At 55.8% G+C, this 22087-nt stretch carries 22 protein-coding genes; 12 read left to right on the top strand and 10 right to left on the bottom strand.

What is annotated here, in order from left to right; all coding sequences use genetic code 11:
* Window positions 1-19: 19 nt before the first annotated feature.
* The 4 genes from cysG to nirB form a co-directional block, all read right to left on the bottom strand.
* Window positions 20-1393 (bottom strand): siroheme synthase CysG, encoded by a 1374-nt coding sequence (gene cysG, locus F3J30_RS20450; protein WP_166718373.1) that lies wholly within the window; start codon window positions 1391-1393, stop codon window positions 20-22.
* An 11-nt stretch (window positions 1394-1404) separates the two neighbouring features.
* The gene (gene nirC, locus F3J30_RS20445) at window positions 1405-2214 is read right to left on the bottom strand and encodes a nitrite transporter NirC (protein ID WP_166718372.1); all 810 of its coding nucleotides are present in this window, start codon (window positions 2212-2214) and stop codon (window positions 1405-1407) included.
* Between the two features lie 68 nt (window positions 2215-2282).
* On the bottom strand, window positions 2283-2609 hold the full coding sequence (gene nirD / locus F3J30_RS20440) for a nitrite reductase small subunit NirD (RefSeq protein WP_014072093.1): 327 nt from the start codon (window positions 2607-2609) through the stop codon (window positions 2283-2285).
* On the bottom strand, window positions 2606-5149 hold the full coding sequence (nirB, locus tag F3J30_RS20435; protein WP_014072092.1) for a nitrite reductase large subunit NirB: 2544 nt from the start codon (window positions 5147-5149) through the stop codon (window positions 2606-2608). Before nirB ends, nirD begins: the two co-directional genes overlap by 4 nt.
* A 241-nt stretch (window positions 5150-5390) precedes the next feature.
* Between nirB and F3J30_RS20430 the strand changes: the two genes are divergently transcribed.
* Complete coding sequence (locus F3J30_RS20430; RefSeq protein ID WP_166718371.1) at window positions 5391-6692, top strand: cytosine deaminase; 1302 nt, start codon at window positions 5391-5393, stop codon at window positions 6690-6692.
* Between the two features lie 18 nt (window positions 6693-6710).
* On the opposite strand, the gene tsgA is transcribed toward F3J30_RS20430, so the two are convergent.
* A complete protein-coding gene (tsgA, locus tag F3J30_RS20425; RefSeq protein ID WP_166718370.1) occupies window positions 6711-7895 on the bottom strand; it encodes an MFS transporter TsgA in 1185 nt (394 codons plus the stop codon).
* A 278-nt stretch (window positions 7896-8173) separates the two neighbouring features.
* Here tsgA and ppiA point away from each other — a divergent pair, with 278 nt between their 5' ends.
* From ppiA to F3J30_RS20400, 5 genes are all read left to right on the top strand, one after another.
* On the top strand, window positions 8174-8746 hold the full coding sequence (gene ppiA / locus F3J30_RS20420) for a peptidylprolyl isomerase A (RefSeq protein ID WP_166718369.1): 573 nt from the start codon (window positions 8174-8176) through the stop codon (window positions 8744-8746).
* Between the two features lie 105 nt (window positions 8747-8851).
* On the top strand, window positions 8852-9019 hold the full coding sequence (locus tag F3J30_RS20415; RefSeq protein ID WP_014072088.1) for a YhfG family protein: 168 nt from the start codon (window positions 8852-8854) through the stop codon (window positions 9017-9019).
* Window positions 9009-9611: a putative adenosine monophosphate-protein transferase Fic gene (locus F3J30_RS20410; protein WP_166718368.1), complete on the top strand. Its 603-nt coding sequence runs from the start codon at window positions 9009-9011 to the stop codon at window positions 9609-9611. The genes F3J30_RS20415 and F3J30_RS20410 overlap by 11 nt, the downstream gene beginning before the upstream one ends.
* 30 nt (window positions 9612-9641) lie before the next feature.
* Window positions 9642-10205 (top strand): aminodeoxychorismate synthase component 2, encoded by a 564-nt coding sequence (pabA, locus tag F3J30_RS20405; RefSeq protein WP_166718367.1) that lies wholly within the window; start codon window positions 9642-9644, stop codon window positions 10203-10205.
* A gap of 86 nt (window positions 10206-10291) precedes the next feature.
* Entirely contained in the window at window positions 10292-11512 is a 1221-nt protein-coding gene (locus tag F3J30_RS20400) for an aspartate aminotransferase family protein (RefSeq protein ID WP_211053337.1), read from the top strand.
* A 78-nt stretch (window positions 11513-11590) separates the two neighbouring features.
* Here F3J30_RS20400 and F3J30_RS20395 read toward each other — a convergent pair whose 3' ends face one another.
* Both F3J30_RS20395 and crp read right to left on the bottom strand, forming a co-directional pair.
* Window positions 11591-13678, bottom strand: coding sequence for a YccS/YhfK family putative transporter (locus F3J30_RS20395; RefSeq protein ID WP_166718481.1), 2088 nt, complete (start codon window positions 13676-13678; stop codon window positions 11591-11593).
* 57 nt (window positions 13679-13735) lie between these two features.
* Complete coding sequence (gene crp, locus F3J30_RS20390; protein ID WP_000242758.1) at window positions 13736-14368, bottom strand: cAMP-activated global transcriptional regulator CRP; 633 nt, start codon at window positions 14366-14368, stop codon at window positions 13736-13738.
* Between the two features lie 310 nt (window positions 14369-14678).
* Between crp and F3J30_RS20385 the strand changes: the two genes are divergently transcribed.
* Window positions 14679-15083, top strand: coding sequence for an OsmC family protein (locus F3J30_RS20385; protein WP_010436331.1), 405 nt, complete (start codon window positions 14679-14681; stop codon window positions 15081-15083).
* Between the two features lie 66 nt (window positions 15084-15149).
* On the opposite strand, the gene F3J30_RS20380 is transcribed toward F3J30_RS20385, so the two are convergent.
* From F3J30_RS20380 to F3J30_RS20370, 3 genes are read right to left on the bottom strand one after another with little or no spacing between them, the layout of a single operon-like run.
* On the bottom strand, window positions 15150-16019 hold the full coding sequence (locus tag F3J30_RS20380) for a phosphoribulokinase (RefSeq protein WP_014072082.1): 870 nt from the start codon (window positions 16017-16019) through the stop codon (window positions 15150-15152).
* Window positions 16020-16049: 30 nt separating this feature from the next.
* Window positions 16050-16268 carry a YheU family protein gene (locus tag F3J30_RS20375; RefSeq protein WP_014072081.1) on the bottom strand — a complete coding sequence of 73 codons (219 nt, stop codon included), beginning with the start codon at window positions 16266-16268 and terminating at the stop codon, window positions 16050-16052.
* Entirely contained in the window at window positions 16265-17287 is a 1023-nt protein-coding gene (locus tag F3J30_RS20370; RefSeq protein WP_014072080.1) for a hydrolase, read from the bottom strand. Before F3J30_RS20370 ends, F3J30_RS20375 begins: the two co-directional genes overlap by 4 nt.
* A 228-nt stretch (window positions 17288-17515) precedes the next feature.
* On the opposite strand from F3J30_RS20370, the gene mdcA reads away from it, so the two are divergent.
* Genes mdcA through mdcE form a run of 5 tightly spaced genes read left to right on the top strand, consistent with a single transcriptional unit; the run spans window position 17516 to window position 21963 of the window.
* The gene (gene mdcA, locus F3J30_RS20365) at window positions 17516-19171 is read left to right on the top strand and encodes a malonate decarboxylase subunit alpha (protein WP_010436323.1); all 1656 of its coding nucleotides are present in this window, start codon (window positions 17516-17518) and stop codon (window positions 19169-19171) included.
* Complete coding sequence (locus F3J30_RS20360; protein WP_166718365.1) at window positions 19171-20028, top strand: triphosphoribosyl-dephospho-CoA synthase; 858 nt, start codon at window positions 19171-19173, stop codon at window positions 20026-20028. Before mdcA ends, F3J30_RS20360 begins: the two co-directional genes overlap by 1 nt.
* Window positions 20029-20037: 9 nt before the next feature.
* Window positions 20038-20337: a malonate decarboxylase acyl carrier protein gene (gene mdcC, locus F3J30_RS20355; RefSeq protein WP_166718364.1), complete on the top strand. Its 300-nt coding sequence runs from the start codon at window positions 20038-20040 to the stop codon at window positions 20335-20337.
* On the top strand, window positions 20330-21163 hold the full coding sequence (locus F3J30_RS20350) for a biotin-independent malonate decarboxylase subunit beta (RefSeq protein ID WP_166718363.1): 834 nt from the start codon (window positions 20330-20332) through the stop codon (window positions 21161-21163). The genes mdcC and F3J30_RS20350 overlap by 8 nt, the downstream gene beginning before the upstream one ends.
* Window positions 21163-21963, top strand: coding sequence for a biotin-independent malonate decarboxylase subunit gamma (gene mdcE, locus F3J30_RS20345; RefSeq protein WP_166718480.1), 801 nt, complete (start codon window positions 21163-21165; stop codon window positions 21961-21963). Before F3J30_RS20350 ends, mdcE begins: the two co-directional genes overlap by 1 nt.
* Window positions 21964-22087: the final 124 nt, after the last annotated feature.

Raw genomic sequence — 22087 nt, 5'->3', positions numbered from 1 at the left:
GAAAAAGGGATGTTATGCGTTAGTGGTTAGAGAACCAGTTCAGTTTTTCGCGCAGTTCAACCACGCGACCCACCACAATCAGCGCCGGGCTTTCTACCTGCTGCGCCAGCTCACCTAACTGCGTTAATACGCCGTTCACCACACGCTGTTTAATCGACGTACCATTTTCCACCAGGGCAACTGGCATATCGTCCTGCATTCCGTGCTCCAGCAATTTCGCCTGAATGGTTGCGGCCTGGTTCAGCCCCATATAAAACACCAGCGTCTGCTTTTCGGCTGCCAGGTTGTGCCAGTCCAGCTCGCTGCCGGTTTTCAGGTGGCCCGTCACCAGACGTACGCTTTGCGCGTAGTCGCGATGGGTCAACGGAATGCCGGAGTAGGCCGAACAGCCGGAGGCTGCGGTGATCCCGGGCACGACAGAGAACGGAATGCCCGCATTACACAGGGTTTCCAGCTCCTCGCCGCCGCGACCAAAGATAAACGGATCGCCGCCTTTCAGGCGCACCACGCGTTTGCCTTTTTGCGCTTCACGCAGCAGGATCTGGTTGATCTCTTCCTGTGGAACGCAGTGGTAACCCGCGCGTTTACCCACGAATACGCGGTCAGCATCGCGACGCACCAGGTTCATAATGTCATCGGAGACCAGACGGTCGTAAACCACGATGTCTGCCTGCTGGATCTGCTGCAAACCCTTAAGCGTCAACAACCCGGCATCGCCTGGCCCTGCGCCTACCAGCACCACTTCACCGCGATTATCCAGCGGTTCGCTGAGCAGCTTTCCGGTTATCTCTTCAACGGCTTTCTGATCCTGATTCGCCAGCGATTGCGCCAGCCTGTCATTCACAAAGAATTTTTCCCAGAAGCGACGGCGCTCGCCGACGGTGGCGAAGGTTTTCTTCACCAGTGAGCGCAACTGGCCCGCATAATGCGCCACCTGGCCGAGATGCTGAGGCAGGATCGATTCCAGCTTTTCTCGCAGCAGGCGAGCCAGTACCGGAGATGTCCCGCCGGACGATACCGCCACCATCAGCGGCGAACGGTCGATAATCGACGGCATGATAAAACTGGCTTCTTTCGGCGCATCCACCACGTTACAGAAAATACGACGCGTCTCGCAGGCATCGCTGACGCGCTGGTTAACGTCGTCGTTGTCGGTTGCGGCAATGGTCAGCCAGCAGGTATCGAGCAAGGATTCGTTGAACTCACCCTGCATCAGTGTGAGCATCCCTTCCTGCGCCCAGGCTTCAAACTGCGGAGCGAAGGAGAGGGCGTTGACGGTCAGTCGTGCACCTGCCTCTAACAGCAAGCGCGCTTTGCGTTCAGCCACATCGCCACCACCTACAAGCAGGCAGTCGCGATTGCGTAATTGACAGAAAATAGGCAGGTGATCCACGACATTACCTCTTAAGAATGGGCTTTCGCCTGAGCCGTTGCGATGTTTGCCGGAGTCGGACGCTCCGCTTTCGGGGTAGCATACCAGTAACCTAACCCCATAAACACTGCACCTGAAAGGGTATTACCCAGGGTTACCCACAACAGGTTATGGCCGATACCCGAAAGGGTGAAGGCTTCGTTGTGATGGCCGAACCAGGAGAGGGCGAATAACGTCATGTTGGCAATTGAGTGCTCATAGCCGGAAGCGATAAACGCCAGCAGACACCACCAGATAGCGATGAACTTCGCCGCACCTTCGGTACGAATTGCCATCCAGATTGCCAGGCAAACCAGCCAGTTACACAGCGCGCCTTTAAAGAACAGCACCATCGCCGGTTGTGTGGTTTTCGCCAGCGCTACGGTGTGCACGATGCTGGTATCCACCGGCAGCAGGCTACCGCCACCCCAGCTGTACAGCAGCGCCACGAACACGGAACCCAGCAGGTTGCCCACCCAGGTTTGCGGCAGAATGGCCCACATCTGGCCGTGGCTGATGGTGCCCGCTTTCACGCCCAGCGTCAGGAACATGGTGTGGCCGGTGAAGAGCTCAGAGCCGGCGATAATCACCAGCGTCAGGGCGATACCGAAGGTTGCGCCCATCACCAGCGGGCGTACTGACGGGTCGAGCAGATTACCGAGAGTGAAAATTAAAATAATCCCCAGACCCACATAGGCACCTGCCATAGCGGAACTGACCCAGAAGCCGAGTGGATTATTCTGGCTGAGCCGTGCGATGCGCGCAGCGTTAGCCGCACACTTATTAATAGTGTCTGTAAACATGGTTTGATTATCCTGAAAAATAAAAGAAAAAGTTTAAAAAGGGAGGCATTGCGCCTCCCCTGAAATCGTTAACCGCGTAACTGTACTTTGCCGTCCTTCACCCGGGCGTCGTAATGTTTCACTGAGTGGCCCTCATCTTCCATGCAGTGCCCGTCACTTAAGCGGAAACGCTGCTTTTTCAATGGGCTGGCAACCCACAGTTCACCCTGATGCTCCGCAATCAACCCACGGGACAACACGCTGGCCTCAAAGAACGGGTCGATATTGCTGATGGCAAAAACCTGTTCGTCGTGGCGAGGGCGGAAAATCGCGACCTGCTCTTTACCCAGCAGCGCGCAGACGCCGGTGGCTGGCAGGATGTCGTTAATGTTGCAGATGTTTACCCACTGGCTCATGCGTTTTCCTCCACCAGAGTCACCGGAATACGTTCATAAGGTGTCGCCGGACGATGCTGTTCGCGCTCTGCCACAACCTGCACGTTCGGGTCGCGCTGGGTGCTGTTGATAAAGTGTTTGAAGCGCGTCTGCGCCGCCGGGGTGTTCACGGTTTCAGTCCACTCGCAAATCACTGCGTCGCGCAGGCGAGCCATTTCGGCTTCAAGCTGCTCGTTCAGGCCCAGTTTGTCGTCGATGATGACTGACTTCAGGTAGTCGATGCCGCCTTCCAGGTTATCCAGCCAGGACGCGGTACGGGTCAGTTTGTCGGCGGTACGGATGTAGAACATCATGAAGCGGTCGAGATACTGAATCAGTGTATCGTGGTCGAGATCTGCCGCCAGCAAATCGGCGTGACGTGGTTTCATCCCGCCGTTACCGCACACGTACAGGTTCCAGCCTTTCTCGGTGGCGATAATGCCCACGTCTTTACCCTGTGCTTCGGCACATTCACGGGTACAGCCAGAGACACCAAACTTCATTTTGTGCGGGGTACGGATGCCTTTGTAGCGGTTTTCCAGCTCAACGCCGAAGCCTACGCTGTCGCCTACGCCGTAGCGGCACCAGGTGCTGCCCACGCAGGTTTTGGCCATACGCAGCGCTTTGGCATACGCGTGGCCGGTTTCAAAGCCCGCTTCAATCAGCTGACGCCAGATTTCTGGCAGGTCGTCTTTCTGCGCACCAAACAGGCCGATACGCTGGGAACCGGTGATTTTGGTATACAGGTTAAATTCCCGCGCGATACGGCCAACCGCTACCAGGCCTTCCGGGGTGATTTCGCCACCGGCAGAGCGTGGGATAACGGAATAGGTCCCGTCTTTCTGGATGTTTGCCAGGAAGTTGTCGTTGGTGTCCTGAAGCGGCGTATGTTCTGGTTTGAGTACGTACTCATTCCAGCAGGAGGCCAGCAGAGAACCAACGGTAGGTTTACACACTTCGCAGCCATAACCTTGGCCGTGTTTCTCAAGCAGTTCGTCGAAGGACTTGATGCCTTCCACGCGGATCAGGTGGTACAGCTCCTGGCGAGAATAAGAGAAGTGTTCGCACAGGTTGTTGTTCACTTCGATGCCCTGTTTCGCCAGTTCGGCGTTCAGCACCTGAGTCACCAGTGGAATACAACCGCCGCAGCCCGTACCGGCTTTGGTTTCGGCTTTCAGCGCTGCAACGGTGTGGCAGCCTTTGTTGATAGCGGAAATCAACATGCCTTTCGTGACGTCGAAGCAGGAGCAAATCTGCGCGCTGTCAGGCAGTTTATCGACGCCGATAGACGGTTTGCCGCTCGAGGCGTGAGCAGGCAGGATCAGGGCGTCCGGGTTTTCCGGCAGTTCGATGGCATTCAGCACCAGTTGCAGCAGGTTGCCGTAGTCGCTGGTGTCGCCCACCAGAACCGCGCCGAGCAGGGTTTTGTTGTCCTGGCTCACGATCAGGCGTTTATAGACTTCTTTGCTTTCGTCGAGATAAACGTAGCTGCGGGAGTTCGGGGTGCGGCCGTGGGCATCACCGATACCGCCAACGTCCACGCCGAGCAGTTTCAGCTTGGCGCTCATGTCTGCGCCTTCGAAGGCGTTTTCACTGCCAAGAATATGGTCAACGGCAACCTGCGCCATTTTATAGCCAGGCGCAACCAACCCGTACACGCGGTTATTCCAGCTGGCACATTCGCCGATAGCGTAGATATCCGGGTCAGAGGTCTGGCAGGCGTCGTTAATCATGATCCCGCCGCGCTGCGCCACGGCCAGGCCGCACTGGTTAGCCAGTTTGTCGCGTGGGCGAATACCGGTGGAGAAGACGATAAAGTCCACTTCCAGCTCGCTGCCGTCAGCAAAGCGCATAGTTTTGCGTGCTTCACTGCCTTCCTGGACGATCTCTTTGGTGTTCTTGCTGGTGTGAACTTTCACGCCCATGCTTTCGATTTTACGACGCAGCTGGTCACCACCCATGTGGTCAAGCTGCTCTGCCATCAGCATCGGGGCAAATTCGATAACGTGGGTTTCAACGCCGAGGTTTTTCAGTGCGCCTGCGGCTTCAAGGCCCAGCAGGCCGCCACCGACGACCGCACCGCGTTTGCTGCGACGTGCACAGTTTTCAATGGCTTTGAGGTCTTCAATGGTACGGTAAACGAAGCAATCCTGAGTTTCAGAGCCTTTGATTGGCGGGATCCACGGATATGAGCCAGTCGCCATGATCAGCTTGTCGTAAAAAACTGTACGTCCGGCGCTGGAGTGGATCACTTTTTCCTGACGGTTGATGGTGATAGCGCGTTCGCCCACCAGCACTTTTACGCCATGCTTCTCGTAGAATCCTTCACGTACCAGAGAAAGTTCTTCGGCGGTGTGGTGGGAGAAGTAGGAAGAAAGGTGCACACGGTCGTACGCCTTGCGGGGTTCTTCACAGAACACGGTAATATCGAACTGGGCAGCGTCAGCTTTATCGAGAAGATCCTCAATAAAGCGGTGGCCGACCATGCCGTTACCGATGATAGCGAGTCTGACTTTGCTCATTTTTGCCTCGATTTCTTTTCTATTACTGCCTACCTTAACGATTCAGCAAAGGGGCTTATTGATGCAAATCAAATACGCCTTCAACTACTCCTTAGTGGGTAGATTACTGATTTGTCAGGATTTTTATAAGTTGTGGAAATCGTTCGCTTTTCGTCTGAGACGATTTTGTGTACAAATTAGGTGGCTAATTTTAATAAACGCGTACTCCTGAATTTCAGCCGCGTTTTCCGGGGGGATAGGTATGTCTACAGCACCACTTTGGCTGGTCCAGAATGTTCGGTTACCAGGTCGGGAAGGGTTATGGCAGGTCGCCATTGAGAACGGTCGTTTTGGTGAAATCACGCCAATGGACGATACCCATGTTGAAAGCTACGAAATACTCAATGCCCGCGGAGGTCTCGCAATCCCGCCGTTTATTGAGCCGCATATTCACCTTGATACCACCCAGACGGCAGGTGAGCCGAACTGGAACCAGTCCGGCACGTTGTTTGAAGGTATCGAGCGCTGGGCGGAGCGCAAGGCGCTGCTCAGCCACGAAGATGTGAAGACACGGGCCTGGAAAACGCTGAAATGGCAAATCGCCAACGGTATTCAGTTTGTCCGCACCCATGTGGATGTGTCCGACCCGACGCTCACGGCGCTAAAAGCGATGCTGGAAGTCAAACAGGAGGTCGCTCCGTGGATAACGCTGCAAATCGTGGCCTTCCCGCAGGAGGGGATCCTGTCTTACCCGAACGGTGCGGCATTGCTGGAAGAGGCTTTAAAGCTGGGAGCCGATGTGGTGGGCGCGATCCCTCACTTCGAGTTCACCCGCGAATACGGCGTGCAATCACTGCATATCGCCTTTGAACTGGCGAAGAAATACGACCGTCTGCTGGATATCCACTGTGATGAAATCGACGACGAGCAGTCACGGTTTGTCGAGACGGTAGCAACCCTGGCGTATGAGGCCGGTATTGGCGCGCGCGTAACCGCCAGCCACACCACGGCCATGCACTCCTATAATGGCGCATACACCTCGCGGCTGTTCCGCCTGTTGAAGATGTCGGGGATTAACTTCGTCGCCAACCCGCTGGTGAATATCCATCTTCAGGGGCGCTTTGATGACTACCCGAAACGCCGGGGGATCACGCGGGTGAAGGAGCTACAGGAGGCGGGCATCAACGTCTGCTTTGGTCACGATGATGTCTTTGACCCGTGGTACCCGCTCGGCACCGGCAATATGTTGCAGGTGCTGCATATGGGACTGCATGTGTGTCAGATGATGGGGTATCCGCAGATTGACAGTGGGCTGAACCTGATTACGCACAACAGCGCCCGAACCTTTGGTTTGAGCGATTACGGCATTGCGACGGGGAACCCGGCAAACCTGATCATTCTGCCAGCAGAAAGCGGATTTGAAGCGGTGCGCTGTCAGGTGCCGGTGCGCTGGTCGATTCGTCAGGGGCGGATTATTGCCACCACGCAACTGGCGCAGACGTGGATCCAGATGGACAGCGGTGGGGAAGAGGTGAGTTTTGCCAGAAACGGCCCCTCTGCATAACGCAAAGGGGCAGGGAGATTAGTGAGAAGCCGCCGCCACGTTATGCTGGCGGTGGCGGGTCACGAAGCCCAGGATGAAGCACATGATGAACACCACGGCATACAGCGCGTTAGCCGTGTGCAGCGCAGCCAGTGGGCCGCTGTGTGCCACAATCGGGCCTGTTACCACGAAGGTCAGCATGGTGCCGATGGTGCCGCAGGTCAGAACGAAGTTCACCAGTTTCGGGGACGCCACTTTGGTTTGCAGTGAGCCCAGGGTGATGATTGAGGTGTAAATCGCGCTGGAGAAGAAGCCCAGAGTCAGAATGAACCACGGTAAATGTTCTGGTGAACCGTTGATGAACAGATACATCAGGACGGTCGCCATACCTGCCAGGACGGTCAGAATGCGTTGCAGGTCGAAGAAGCGCAGGATGAAGCTAAACGCCCACATGCCGAACATGTAAGACATCCAGAAATCGCTCACCAGTTTGCCTGCGTCGTTCAGGCTCATGCCCAGACCTTTGGCGTATTCCGGCACCCAGGAGATAAAGCCCAACTGGCCCAGGATGTAGCACAGTGCGGCGATGGAGAGGAACAGCACACCGATGCCCCATTTCTCTTTCGCGACAGGCTCTGCCGCGGTTTGCGCTTTTTTACCCAGCGTTGGGAATTCACAGCCGAAGGTCAGAATAAAGATAGCCACGTACACCAGGCCAATGCAGGCATAAACCCAGTACCACTCGATGCTGCGTGCCAGCAGAACGGCAGCCACCATCGGGAAGATCATTCCGGCCATGCTGAAGAAGGAGTCGGTAAACAGCAGGCGTGCGCCGCGCTGACGCCCTTCATACATATGGGTAATCAGGAACGTACCAATAGACATCGTAATACCGCTCACCAGGCCCAGTACGAACATGGCCGCAGAGAACAGGGCGATGCTGTGGCTCAGCATCAGGCCCGCCACGGCGGCGACCATCAGCACAAAACCAAAACGCAGCTGCGTTTTCAGCGGGACGATTTCCATCAGCCAGGCATTCAGGAAGATAGAGATCAAAATACCTGCGTTCAGGAAGGTGAAGGTGTTACTCATACTGGAAACGGGCAGCTGGAAGTAGTCTGCGATGTTCCCCATCACCATCCCGGTGACGATCACCAACGCACCGGTCAGGGCGTAGGAGAAGAAGCTGATCCATGTGAGCTTGATGCGATTGCTGTTAGTCATGTCTGGCCTGTTCAAAGTAAAGTAAAACGCATTGACTGCGTTTGAGCGGGCAGATTTTAGTCGCGAAAGTGATCTATTTAAATCTTTTAGGAAACATTTGATCTAATTTGCAGGGTTTAGTGTGATCATGATCACGTTAATTGGCGCTATAACCAATCGTTTGCGCAGTAACAACTGTTTCAATTTCGTAAAATTAGGTAAAAGGCTGGTCTCAGTTCATACTGCTCTTTAGAATCAAGCCATTCGCTTTTTATACTGCGCTTTGTTAAGGAATTCTCATGCTCAAATCAACACTGGCGGCTGTCGCAGCTGTGTTTGCTCTTTCTGCCGTTTCCCCTGCTGCGCTGGCAGCAAAAGGAGACCCTCACGTCCTGCTGACCACCTCCGCCGGGAACATTGAGCTGGAACTGAATAGTCAGAAAGCCCCTGTTTCTGTGAAAAACTTCCTCGATTATGTGAACAGTGGTTTTTATAACAACACCACGTTCCACCGCGTGATCCCGGGCTTTATGGTGCAGGGCGGCGGTTTTACAGAGCAGATGCAGCAAAAGCAACCTAACCCGCCAATCAAAAACGAAGCGGACAACGGCCTGCTCAACACCCGTGGCACCATCTCTATGGCCCGTACTGCGGATAAAGACAGCGCAACCAGCCAGTTCTTCCTCAACGTTGCGGATAACGCCTTCCTCGACCACGGTCAGCGTGATTTTGGGTATGCGGTATTTGGTAAAATTGTGAAAGGGATGGACGTGGCGGACAAAATTTCTCAGGTGCCAACCCACGACGTAGGTCCATATCAGAATGTGCCGTCCAAACCGGTCGTGATCCTTTCTGCAAAAGTTCTGCCGTAATCTTCCCTGTGCGGGCATTCTTTGCCCGCGTTTCTGACCCTCCCTGCGAAAGCGCGTTTTGCTGCTTATACTTGTGGCAAGCGGACACATTCAGGGAGGCGTTAAGTGAAAAAACTCACCGATAAGCAAAAATCCCGCCTTTGGGAGCAGCAGCGAAATGCGAATTTCCAGGCCAGCCGCCGCCTGGAGGGTGTCGACAGCCCGCTCGTCACGCTGAATGCTCAGGATGCACAGCGCCGCCTTGAAGAACTGAGGAGGCACTATGAGCGATAAATACGGCGACGACCGCGATCCTTACCTCTATCCGGGCCTGAATGTGATGCGTAATCTGCTGAACATCCATCAGGCAGACCGGCTTGCCCATGCTTCTTATGAACTCACCGCCCTGCGAGCGGCTACGCTCGGTTTAGGGCAGCCCGCGCGCGGGTTACCGCATCTGTGTGCTATCCACCGTCATCTCTATCAGGACATTTTCGACTGGGCAGGGGATATTCGCGAAGTGGATATTTATCAGGGTGATACCAGGTTTTGTCATTTCGCCTACATCGAGAAAGAGGGCAACAGCCTGATGCAGGATCTCGAAGAAGAAGGCTATCTGGCCGGACTTGAGAAAAGCGAGTTTGTTGCCCGCCTGAGCCACTACTACTGTGAAATCAACGTACTGCATCCGTTTCGCATCGGTAACGGGATTGCCCAGCGAGTCTTCTTTGAGCAGCTCGCGCTCCACGCAGGCTATCAGCTGAGCTGGCAGAATATCGACTCGCAGGCCTGGGCTGCGGCAAACCAGAGTGGTGCGATGGGCGATTTAAGCGCGTTGACGGCCATCTTTAGTAAAGTGGTGAGCGAAGCACGCGAAACTGAGTAGAATAGGGCGCCTTTTTATTGTGGAGCCGCCATGATCCTGCTGATTGATAACTACGATTCCTTTACCTGGAACCTGTACCAGTATTTCTGCGAACTGGGTGCTGAGGTGGTTGTCCGCCGCAATGACGAGATCACGCTTGCCGATATTGATGCGCTTGCCCCGCAGAAAATCGTTATCTCGCCGGGGCCATGTACCCCGTCAGAATCCGGTATCTCTCTGGACGTGATAAAACAGTATGCCGGTAAGCTGCCGATTCTGGGCGTTTGCCTGGGGCATCAGGCGATTGGTCAGGTATTTGGGGCGACAATCGTGCGTGCGGCCAAAGTGATGCACGGTAAAACGTCACCTATTACCCACGACGGCACAGGCGTATTCAGCGGATTAAATAACCCGTTAACCGTAACGCGTTATCACTCTCTGGTGATTGATCCGCCCACGCTGCCAGCGTGCTTTGACGTCACCGCCTGGAGCGACACCCACGAAATCATGGGTATTCGCCATAAGGAATGGGATCTCGAAGGCGTGCAATTCCATCCTGAAAGCATCCTGAGCGAGCAGGGACATCAGCTGCTGGCGAATTTCCTCAATCGCTGAATTTTTATTGCCTTGTTGTGATTTTTTATGCATATTTTGTGATTATATTTTCACAATCAATGTGACATAAAATGGATGGGCATGACATGGCAACTGAACAATCAGCAATTACCCGCGCGACATTCGATGAAGTGATCCTGCCGATTTATGCACCGGCTGAATTTATTCCGGTTAAAGGGAAGGGCAGCCGCGTCTGGGATCAGCAGGGTAAAGAGTATGTTGATTTCGCGGGGGGAATTGCGGTGACGGCGCTCGGGCATTGCCATCCGGCGCTGGTAGAGGCGTTAAAAACCCAGGGTGAAACCCTCTGGCACACCAGTAACGTCTTTACCAACGAACCCGCGCTACGCCTGGGGCGCAAAATCATCGACGCGACCTTTGCTGAGCGTGTGCTGTTCATGAACTCCGGTACGGAAGCCAACGAAACGGCTTTCAAGCTGGCACGCTTCTATGCTTCAACCCGTCATAGTCCGTACAAAACCAAAATCATTGCCTTCCATAACGCCTTCCACGGCCGTTCGCTGTTTACCGTATCCGTTGGCGGGCAGCCGAAGTATTCCGATGGCTTTGGCCCGAAACCGGCAGATATCATCCACGTACCGTTTAACGACCTTCATGCGGTAAAAGCGGTGATGGACGACCACACCTGCGCGGTAGTGGTCGAGCCGATTCAGGGCGAAGGCGGCGTAACGGCGGCAACGCCTGAATTCCTCAAAGGCCTGCGCGAACTGTGCGATGCGCACCAGGCGCTGTTGGTATTTGATGAAGTCCAGAGCGGCATGGGGCGTACCGGCGATCTCTTTGCCTACATGCACTACGGCGTAACGCCGGATATCCTGACCAGCGCCAAAGCGCTCGGCGGCGGTTTCCCGGTCAGTGCGGTGCTGACCACGCAGGATATCGCTTCCGCTTTCCACGTAGGCTCTCACGGTTCGACCTACGGCGGTAACCCGCTGGCCTGTGCCATTGCCGGTGCGGCGTTCGATATCATCAACACCCCTGAGGTGCTGAACGGCGTTAATGCGAAGCGCGAATTGTTCGTGAAACACCTTCAGCAGATTGATGAGCAGTACGACGTGTTCAGCGAGATCCGCGGAATGGGGCTGTTAGTGGGCGCTGAGCTGAAGCCGCAGTATAAAGGTCGTGCGCGTGATTTCCTGCACGCAGCTGCCCATGAAGGGGTGATGGTGCTAAATGCCGGGCCGGACGTGATGCGTTTCGCGCCGTCGCTGGTGATTGAAGACAAAGATATCGAAGACGGGTTAAACCGCTTTGCCGCTGCGGTCAGTAAGATAGTCCGGGGATAACCTCATTGCCCGGCGGCGCTGCGCTTGCACGGGCCTACAAAACCGTAGGTCGGGTAAGCGTAGCGCCACCCGACATAATCAGTACGGCGTGCGTTTCAGTATGCGCGTTAACCAGATCCCGTGATGCGGACGCTGGCGCCATGCCACTGACGAAATGGTGTGCATGGTGCTCAGATGCCCCAGGATGCGCTGCAAATGTTGCTCCAGGGTGCTCATCGGGCCATGGGTCAGTGTTTCCGGCGCTTCAAGAATGTTCGAGTCTCCGGCCTCTCCCGGCGCGTCGTACTCCAGGCGCTGCTGACATCGCTGCAAGGCAATTTCACAGGACTGCAAATAGCGCTGCGCCAGATCGGGTGTCAGCATGGTGTGCTCGCGCGCCAGCGTGGTCATGGCGTTAATGTGCTCGACGATAAACTGGCTGTGCGTCACCCACAGTTTCATGTCTGCCAGATAGTGGGAATTAAAGCCCGGCTCCTGCATCGCCTGGTTGAGTGAGTTAAACAGGGCGTTATGCGCCTGGTTGACCTTCATGCGCTGATACGCCAGTGGCGAAGGCTGCGGATCGTCGCTCAGGATCAGGCGTATCGCTTGTTGATCCGCTTCCAGCGAATCATGGGCGTTCTGGCGCAACAGCCCGCTTTGCCACTGCGGCCAGAGCCAGACCAGGCCGCCAAAGGCAATCAGGCAGCCAATCAGGGTGTCGACCAGGCGGGCGATAATAAACTGTTCGCCATTGAGCGTGAGCAGTTGCAGGGTGTATACCGCAGTGACCGTAAAGCCCACCATCGCCCAGCCATAGTTCTTGCGAATAATCAGGTAACTCACCATGGTGACCGCCAGCATCCCCAGCAGCGTATAGCCTTCCGGTACGTGGAAGTGCAGCGTCACGCCGGCAATGATTAGCCCCGCGATTGTACCGCCTGCCCGGTGCAGAATGCGCACCCGCGTGGCGCCGTAGCCGTTCTGCGTGACAAACAGCACGGTCATTAAGATCCAGTACGGTTTCGGCAAGTGCAGCGCGACGCCCATCAGGCTGGCAGTGCTGAGCATTACGCTGATGCGCGCGGCATTACGCAGCGCGGCAGATTTCAGTGACAGATAGCTTTTCAGGGCAGGTAGTAGCGGCAGACGCTTTTGTTTGTCGGCCATCAGGTCACGCGGGTAAAGCGGGCGCTGAGTCCGCAAGACGCGGGCGATACGGCTGAAGTGCCACGCGGCAAACTGGCCCACCGGGTTATCCGCGTGCTGATGGGCGATTTTCTCCAGCGCCCCGAGCTGTTTGTCCATGTTAAAACGGGTGGGATAGCGGTGATACAGGATATCGTCAGCCAGGATGCGCAGGCGCGCTGCCACGGTTTGGGCGTTCCAGCGGATCACCGCTTCGGCGTGGCTGCGTTCGACCAGCTTTTGCACCTCCTGCGGATGATGCAGGCTCACAGAGATATGTTCCTGCAAATCCAGCCCCACCTGGAAGATACGCAGCAGCCGCTTATAGTCATGATTTTTATTGGCGGCGAGCATGTGCAGCTGCTGATAACACTGACTAATCAGATCGACGACTTTTTGCTGGCGCACCAGCAGCGGCGGCAGCGATTTTTCAGGGTCCGTATGCTGAGTAAGCAGGGTGTACTTGGCTTCGCAGTAGTCGGCAAGCTGCACGTAGAGCAGGCTGAGCGATTCACGCAGCGGTTGTTCGCGCCACAGGCGGAACCAGATCCAGTTAAACACGCCGTACCACAGGGTTCCCAGCGCGTAGATTAATAGCGGCTCCCACACCGGCATATTCCCCGCGAGGCTCAGCGTGAAGATGGCGGCAATCAACGATGCGGGCAGCAACCGGGCATGTAGTGCGCTGATTTCAGCGGTGACGCCAAGCGTCATGGCCAGTACGGTCAGGATCAGGGGGAGCGGAATATCACGGGCAAGCAGCAGCTGCACGGCGAGACTACAGCCCGCAAACAGACAGCCACCAATAATCAGGCGTTTGAAGAAACGTTTATGCGGTGTGTCCAGACCCGCAATGTTGCAGCACGCAGGAACCAGTGAAAACAACAGACCCTGTTGCAAATGGCCCAGCAGCAAACCCACGGCCACAGGAAGGCACAACACCAGCGTTTGTCGCAGTGCGTAGTTAACTTCCGGGTGATAAATTAGCCTGCGCCACATGGGGAGTAGAGACAAAAACGGCGTGACACCTTGCGATGGCACGCCGTTTGACCGGAATTAACGCGTTCCGTAAACCACGATGGTTTTGCCGTGGGCGGAGATCAGGTTCTGGTCTTCGAGCATTTTCAGAATACGGCCCACTGTTTCACGGGAGCAACCCACGATCTGACCAATTTCCTGACGGGTAATTTTAATTTGCATTCCGTCCGGGTGGGTCATTGCGTCTGGTTGTTTCGCCAGGTTCAGCAGGGTCTGAGCGATACGGCCTGTTACGTCCAGGAACGCGAGGTTACCCACTTTCTCAGACGTGACTTGCAGGCGGCGAGCCATCTGCGAAGAAAGACGCATCAGGATGTCAGGGTTGACCTGAATCAGCTGACGGAATTTCTTGTAGGAGATTTCTGCCACTTCACACGCGGTTTTTGCACGAACCCAGGCGCTACGTTCCTGGCCTTCTTCAAACAGGCCCAGTTCACCGATGAAATCGCCCTGGTTCAGATAAGAAAGGATCATTTCTTTCCCTTCCTCATCTTTGATCAGCACTGCCACCGAGCCTTTGACGATGTAATACAACGTTTCCGCTTTTTCACCCTGGTGAATCAGCGTGCTCTTCGATGGGTACTTATGAATGTGGCAATGAGACAAGAACCATTCGAGAGTCGGGTCTGTTTGCGGTTTGCCAAGCACCATGCGCTGTTATCCTCTGTTATAAGCTGTCACCAGAGTCATAAGATGCATCCAGACTCTGGGGTTGCAATCGAATTCTTACCCATACCCTGGGAAGTCGGCTGTCGTAATATTCGCAGCCAGTAAAGTTTGATGTCCTCTGCATACATGTGTAACGTCAATGTATTACTGTAGCATCCAGAGTGTTTTAGCATAGCTTTTGTCGCGTGTCTCCTGGTGTCTCGCTTCAGCATGATGCAGGTCGCCTTCCGTTGCGAGAAATGTAACGTACGCGTAATCTGTCACCAAAAATGCAACGTTGGAGTTAATGAATATGCAAGCGCGTGTGAAATGGGTTGAAGGTTTAACGTTCCTGGGCGAATCCGCTTCCGGACACCAGATTTTGATGGATGGGAACTCCGGCGATAAAGCACCAAGTCCAATGGAGATGGTGCTGATGGCGGCGGGGGGTTGCAGCGCAATTGACGTAGTGTCGATTTTGCAAAAAGGCCGCCATGACGTGACGGATTGCGAAGTTAAGCTCACTTCAGAACGCCGTGAAGAAGCACCACGCCTGTTTACGCACATCAATTTGCATTTTATTGTGACCGGCAAAGAGCTGAAAGACGCTGCGGTATCACGCGCGGTGGATCTTTCTGCTGAGAAATACTGCTCTGTGGCGTTAATGCTGGAGAAAGCGGTAAAAATCACGCATTCGTATGAAGTGATCGAGGCGTAATGCAAGGGGCATCATGCGCGTTGATGCCCTCACCCTAACCCTCTCCCACGGGGAGAGGGAAAAGGATCACGCGATCTGCTTCCCTTCCATTAACCGCTGCACCAGCGGTGTCATAATCAATTCCATTGCCAGCCCCATTTTCCCGCCCGGAACGACCAATGTATTCATGTGAGAAATGAACGAACCTTGCAGCATGGCCAGCAGCCAGGGGTAATCAATGCCTTCGAGATTGCGGAAATGGATCACCACAAAGCTCTCATCCAGTGACGGGATACTTTTGGCCGCAAACGGGTTGGAGGTATCTACCGTCGGCACGCGCTGGAAGTTGATGTGGGTGCGCGAGAACTGCGGCGTCAGGAAGTTGATGTAATCTTCCATCGAACGCACAACCGAATCCATCACCGCTTCACGTGAATGACCGCGCTCGCTGATATCGCGCGTCAGCTTCTGGATCCACTCCAGGTTTACAATCGGCACAACGCCAACCAGCAGGTCCACGTGGCGCGCCACGTCATGCTGCGTGGTCACCACGCCGCCGTGCAATCCTTCATAAAACAGCACGTCGGTAGGTTCAGGAAGCGGCTGCCAGGGAGTGAAAGTGCCTGGCACCTGGTTCCAGGGAACGGCTTCGTCATAGGTGTGCAGATACTTGCGTGACTGTCCTTTGCCGCTCAGCCCGTATTCTTTGAAGGTCTGCTCCAGCAGACCGAAATCGTTGGCATCTGGCCCAAAATAGCTGATGTGTTTGCCGAGATCGCGAGCTTTGCGGATCGCCATATCCATTTCAGGGCGGGTGTAGCGGTGAAAGCTATCGCCTTCTACCTCTGCGGAGCGTAAATTCAGTTGCGCGAAAATCTTGCGAAAGGCGAGGCTGGTGGTGGTGGTACCCGCACCACTTGAGCCTGTAACGGCAATAACCGGATGTCTGGCAGACATAGCAACTCCCTGACTGGAATAGTTTAAAGGTCAGTCGTGAAAGGCATTGCGGGGCATGATATTGACCGTTTCGTGCAGCTCAGACCATACCAGCACCACCTCGCCACTTTTGAGCTGGCGCTTTACATCGTTGACCTTTTGTTCAAGCGAACGTTCTTGTTCACCATAATCTGTGCCTTCGCGTAATACAAAGCTTTCAATAAGATTATCGAGCGTTTCGGGTGCCAGATCCTGCCAGGGGATAATCATTTTTTACCGTCCAGAAATGCGGTGAGCCAGGCTGGAATGCGTGTTTCCAGCCACATCTGCGGGCGTCTGAGCGTGCCGCCGACAAAGCCAACGTGGCCGCCATGTTCGGTCAGCTGGTACTGCACGTTGGCGGGCAGAAATTCCTGCGCGGGGATGGAGTGATGATCCATGAACGGATCATCTTTCGCATGGATGATCAGCGTCGGTTTGGTGATTTTGCTCAACAGCGGCATGGCGCTGCACTGGCGATAGTAATCTATCGCATCGGCAAAACCGTGAATTTTGGCGGTGATCAAGTCGTCGAACTCGCGAATACGGCGCACCTTCTTCAGCTGACGCAGGCTCACCGGCAGGGTGTCCGGGTAGGCTTTGAGCTTACGCGCGGCATTGGCCTTCAGCAGGTTGAGCAGATAACGCTGATACACCCGGGAAAAGCCTTTTTCCATATGGTAGCTGCACTGTTCCAGCATAAACGGGGCAGAGACAATCACCGCAGCATCCAGAGGAACCGTGTCGCCCTCTTTTGCCAGCAGGCAGGCCAGCATGTTTCCGCCCAGCGAATAGCCCACGGCCGCCGTGGGCACCGTACCAAAATTGTCACTTAGCCAGTGTAAAAACCAGGTGCCGTCTTCGGTTTCGCCTGAATGGTAGATGCGCTTCTGGCGATTTGGCTCGCCGCTGCACCCGCGAAAATGCATCACCACGCCGAGCCAGCCATGCTCTTTCGCCGCCTGGATCAGGCCATGTGCGTATGGGCTGTACAGACTGCCTTCCAGACCATGAAACACCACCAGACGGGGTTTATGTTTAGCCTGCTCCGGCTCTTCGCTCCAGGCGAGATCCAAAAAGTCCCCGTCCGGCAAGTCCAGGCGTTGCCAGTGTGGGGTGAACTGCACCTTGCGGCGGATAAGGCGCGGCAACATGGTCTGCAAATGGCGATTGGCTACGCCACGCATGGGCACAAATTCTGCGCTCTCTTCGGCTGCAATGTCGAAGTCTGATGGGATGATTTGGGTCATAACGGCGATGCTGATTCTTGTCAGTTATTTACTATACCTTCCGAATTGTACCCCGTTTAGCCTGTTTTTCCGAAACATGAACTGATCCCGATCACAAATCTTTACGCTGATTATTACTCTCAGGCTAATGATTAGTCTCTACGCTTAATTGATGCGTTTCTCACCAGCGTGCACACTTTATTCAGCGTTAAGCAAATCAAAATGATGTGCTGAATCAGGAGGTTAATAATGTTATCTGGGCAAACACCCACCCGGCAATGGAACACCCGACGCAGTGAAAAAGCGCGTCGTCTGGCATCCGTACCGGTGCAGGGCAAGGTACTGCCAACCGGCGATCTTGTCGCCATGCTGGAAAAACTGATCGCCCCTGGCGACAAAGTCGTCCTGGAAGGCAACAACCAGAAGCAGGCGGATTTCCTTTCCCGCTCACTTGCTGAAGTGAACCCGCAAATCGTCCACGACCTGCATATGATCATGCCAAGCGTCGGCCGTAGCGAACATCTGGATATCTTCGAGAAAGGTATCGCCCGCAAGCTGGACTTCTCCTTCTCCGGGACGCAGAGCCTGCGTATCTCGCAGCTGCTCGAAGACGGGCAACTCGAAATTGGTGCCATCCATACGTACATCGAGCTTTATTCCCGCCTGTACGTCGACCTCTCGCCCAACGTGGCGTTGATTGCCGGTTTCAAAGCCGACCGCAAAGGTAATCTCTACACCGGTGCCAGCACCGAAGATACGCCAGCCCTGGTAGAAGCCGCAGCCTTCCATGATGGTATCGTCATCGCGCAGGTGAACGAGCTGGTGGATGACGAGTGCGACCTGCCGCGCGTTGATATTCCGGGCTCCTGGATTGATTACGTGGTGGTGGCGGACAAGCCATTCTTTATCGAACCGTTGTTTACCCGCGACCCGCGTCTGATTAAGCAGGAACACATCCTGATGGCGATGATGGCGATTAAAGGCATCTACGCGGAACACCAGGTACAGTCCCTGAACCACGGGATCGGCTTTAACACCGCCGCTATCGAACTGCTGCTGCCCACCTACGGCGAACAGCTCGGTCTGAAGGGCAAAATCTGTAAACACTGGACGCTGAACCCGCATCCGACGCTTATTCCGGCGATTGAAAGCGGCTGGGTAGAGAGCGTGCACTGCTTCGGCGGCGAACTGGGGATGGAAGAGTACATTCGCGCCCGTCCGGACGTCTTCTTTACCGGTGCCGACGGCTCCATGCGTTCCAACCGTGCCTTCTGCCAGCTGGCAGGTCAGTACGCGGTGGATATGTTTATCGGTTCTACCTTGCAGGTAGATGGTTACGCCAACTCCTCAACGGTGACTCGCGGTCGCCTTTCCGGCTTCGGCGGCGCGCCAAATATGGGGCATGACCCACACGGTCGTCGCCACGCCACTCCAGCCTGGCTGAACATGATCACCGAGCCTGATCCAATGCAGCGCGGTAAAAAACTGGTCGTGCAGATGGTCGAAACCTTCCAGGCGGGCGTGAAGCCAACCTTCGTGGAAAAACTCGATGCCGTCGACGTGGCGAAAGCCTCCGGGATGCCGCTTGCACCGGTGATGATCTACGGCGATGACGTCACCCACGTACTGACGGAAGAGGGGATTGCATACCTCTATCGCGCGAAAGACCTCGAAGAGCGTCGTGCCATGGTGGCCGCTGTTGCCGGTATCACCGATATCGGTCTGGGCGTTGACGCCAAACGCGTGGCGGAACTTCGCCAGAGCGGCAAAGTGGTTTACCCGGAAGATATGGGGATTCGCCGCACCGACGCCACCCGATCTCTGCTGGCGGCAGGTAGCGTGTCTGACCTGGTTGAATGGTCTGGCGGTCTTTACAACCCACCTGCGAAATTCCGGAGCTGGTAATGAAACTTCTGCCCCAGATTCAGGTTGAAGGCGGTGCCGAATGGCTGGCGCGAACCGCCACGCAGTGTCTGATTGACGAAGCACGTTTAAGCCCGAAACCCGGTCTGGTGGACAGTCGGGGGAACGGCGCGCACCACGATTTATCGCTTGCGCTGATGGAACGTTCTGCACACAGCCTGACCTCCACGTTTCAGGCGCTGGCGCAGCAAAGCTGGCAGCGTCCGGCCGATATTGCGCTGCGGCAAACCGTCGGGCGGCTTGGCCGCGAGGGCGAGCAACAGATGATGGCCGCAACCGGTGGCGTTAACACCCATCGTGGCGCGATTTGGGCACTGGGATTGCTGGTGAGCGCGGTGGCGATGCTGGGCGGCAGTGCAAAGGCAAATGCCGTCGCTAATACCGCCGCGCAGCTGGCAAAACTGCCGGACGATGCCGCACCGAAGGTGTTCAGTAAAGGCCTGCGTGCGACCCACCGCTACCGTGTGCCAGGTGCACGCGAAGAGGCCCAGCAGGCATTTCCGCACATTATGCAGCGTGCGCTGCCACAGCTTCGTCTCAGCCGTCTCAATGGCAGCAGTGAGGCTCAGGCCAGGCTCGACGCACTGATGGCTATCATGACGTCGCTCACCGATACCTGCGTGCTGTCGCGCGCCGGGATGGAGGGGTTGGACGCCATGCAGGACGGTGCCCGTGCGGTGCTGAACGCCGGTGGGTGCGCAACGTTATCAGGCCAACAGGCGCTGGCGAGCCTAGACCGTCAAATGCTGGCACTGAATGCCTCACCGGGTGGAGCGGCCGACCTGCTTGCCGCCACGCTGTTTCTCGACCGCGTCGAAACGCCAAATTCAAAGCATTAAGAGGATGTTATGGAAAAAATCACATTGACCATGCCAGCCAGCCGCGCGTTACGCGGTAGGGCGCTGGCAGGGGTTGTCGGTTCCGGGGATATGGAGGTGCTTTTCACCGCCGAGCCGGGCCAGACGTTAACCATTGATATCACCACTTCCGTTGACAACAGCCGTGGTCGCTGGGAAGCCTTGTTCAGCCGTCTGCAAACCGTCAGCAGCCTGCCTGCCGGGAAACTGACCATCCACGATTTCGGCGCGACGCCGGGCGTGGCGCGCATTCGTATCGAACAGGTTTTTGAGGGGGTGAGTCATGCGTGATGACAGCAGCTTTATCGAATTAAAAGCACGTCAGCGTGCGCAGGCACTGCTGGACGACGGCAGCTATCGCGAGCTGCTGGACCCGTTTGAAGGCATTATCTCGCCGTGGCTGGGGCCACAGGGGATTGTTCCGCAGGCCGATGACGGCATGGTGGTGGCGAAGGGCACTATCAACGGCCAGCCTGCGGTAGTGGTTGCCATTGAAGGCGCATTCCAGGGTGGCAGCATGGGCGAAGTGTCCGGTGCCAAAATGGCGGCTGCGCTGGAGCTGGCAGCGGAAGATAACCGCAACGGCATTCCGACTCAGGCGGTGCTGTGCCTCGAAACCGGCGGCGTACGCTTACAGGAAGCCAACCTTGGTCTGGCGGCGATCGCGGATATTCACGCAGCGATTGTTGACCTCCGTCGCTACACCCCGGTCGTCGGGATTGTCGCCGGAACCGTGGGCTGCTTCGGCGGGATGTCCATCGCGGCGGCGCTCTGTAGTTATCTGATTGTGACCCGTGAAGCGCGTCTTGGTCTGAACGGCCCGCAGGTTATCGAGCAGGAAGCGGGGATTGAAGAGTACGACTCCCGCGACCGTCCGTTTATCTGGAGCATGACCGGGGGCGAAGTGCGCTACCAAAGCGGGCTGGTGGATGCGCTGGTCGGTGACGGGGTTAACGCGGTGAAAGGTGCGATGAACGACGCGATTGCCAAAGGTGTGCCAGCCAAACATCGTACCGATAACTATGACGATTACCTGAACCGTCTGACGCATTTCGACACCCGCAAACAGGCTGATACCGAACAGATTAACGCGCTTTTTGCCCGGGAGGTGAAATGATGAGTACTTCAATAAGCCGTGGCGAACTCTGGCTGGAAAACCTCGCTCCGAACGCTAAACGTCTGGAAGGGTTATGCCCGTCCGTGCAGGCGGCAGACGGTGAACTTAACGGCGAAGCGGTGCGTTTTGTGGCCGTGGTGCCAGACGCCAACAACCACTTCCCGCGTGCAGCGAAAGGTGAGGTGGGCCTGCTGGAAGGCTGGACTCTGGCGAAAGTGGTGAGCGAAACCGTAGCCGCCGATGCGAACAACGCCGTGAAACGCCCGATTGTGGCGGTGATCGACGTCCCGAGCCAGGCCTATGGCCGCCGTGAAGAGGCATTTGGTATTCATCAGGCGCTGGCCGGTGCGGCTGCCGCTTATGCCAATGCGCGTCTGGCCGGTCACCCGGTGATTGGGCTTATCGTCGGTAAAGCGATGTCCGGTGCGTTTCTGGCGCACGGCTACCAGGCTAACCGCCTGATCGCGTTCAACGATAAAGGCGTGCTCATCCACGCGATGGGTAAAGAGTCTGCCGCACGTATCACGCTGCGTACCGTCGAGGCGCTGGAAAAACTGGCGGCAACAATCCCGCCAATGGCCTACGACATCAGCAACTACGCCACGCTGGGGCTGCTTTCAAACCTGCTGGACATCAGCAACCCGGATGCACCGTCCGATACCGATCTGGCGCAGGTGAAAACCACGCTGCAACAGGCCATCAATGATGCTCGTCAGGACACCACGTTAAAAAATCGTCTGGGTGCTGATAACCGTCGTAGCTCTGCTCTGGTACGCGAACGTATGCGAGCAAGCTGGTAAGTAAATTAAGACCTGCCAGAGAGGCATAACCCCGCGGGCGCATCCCTTGCGCCCGCGTGGGAACCTGCATCCTGAAAAATAATAAACATCGCACCAGTGCTAAAACTTTTTTAATACAGGTGAT

The organism is Enterobacter sp. Tr-810 (assembly GCF_011752765.1).
GTDB lineage: Bacteria > Pseudomonadota > Gammaproteobacteria > Enterobacterales > Enterobacteriaceae > Enterobacter > Enterobacter soli.
The sequence above is the reverse complement of the archived record's forward strand: the minus strand, read 5'-3'. Positions and strand labels throughout refer to the sequence as shown.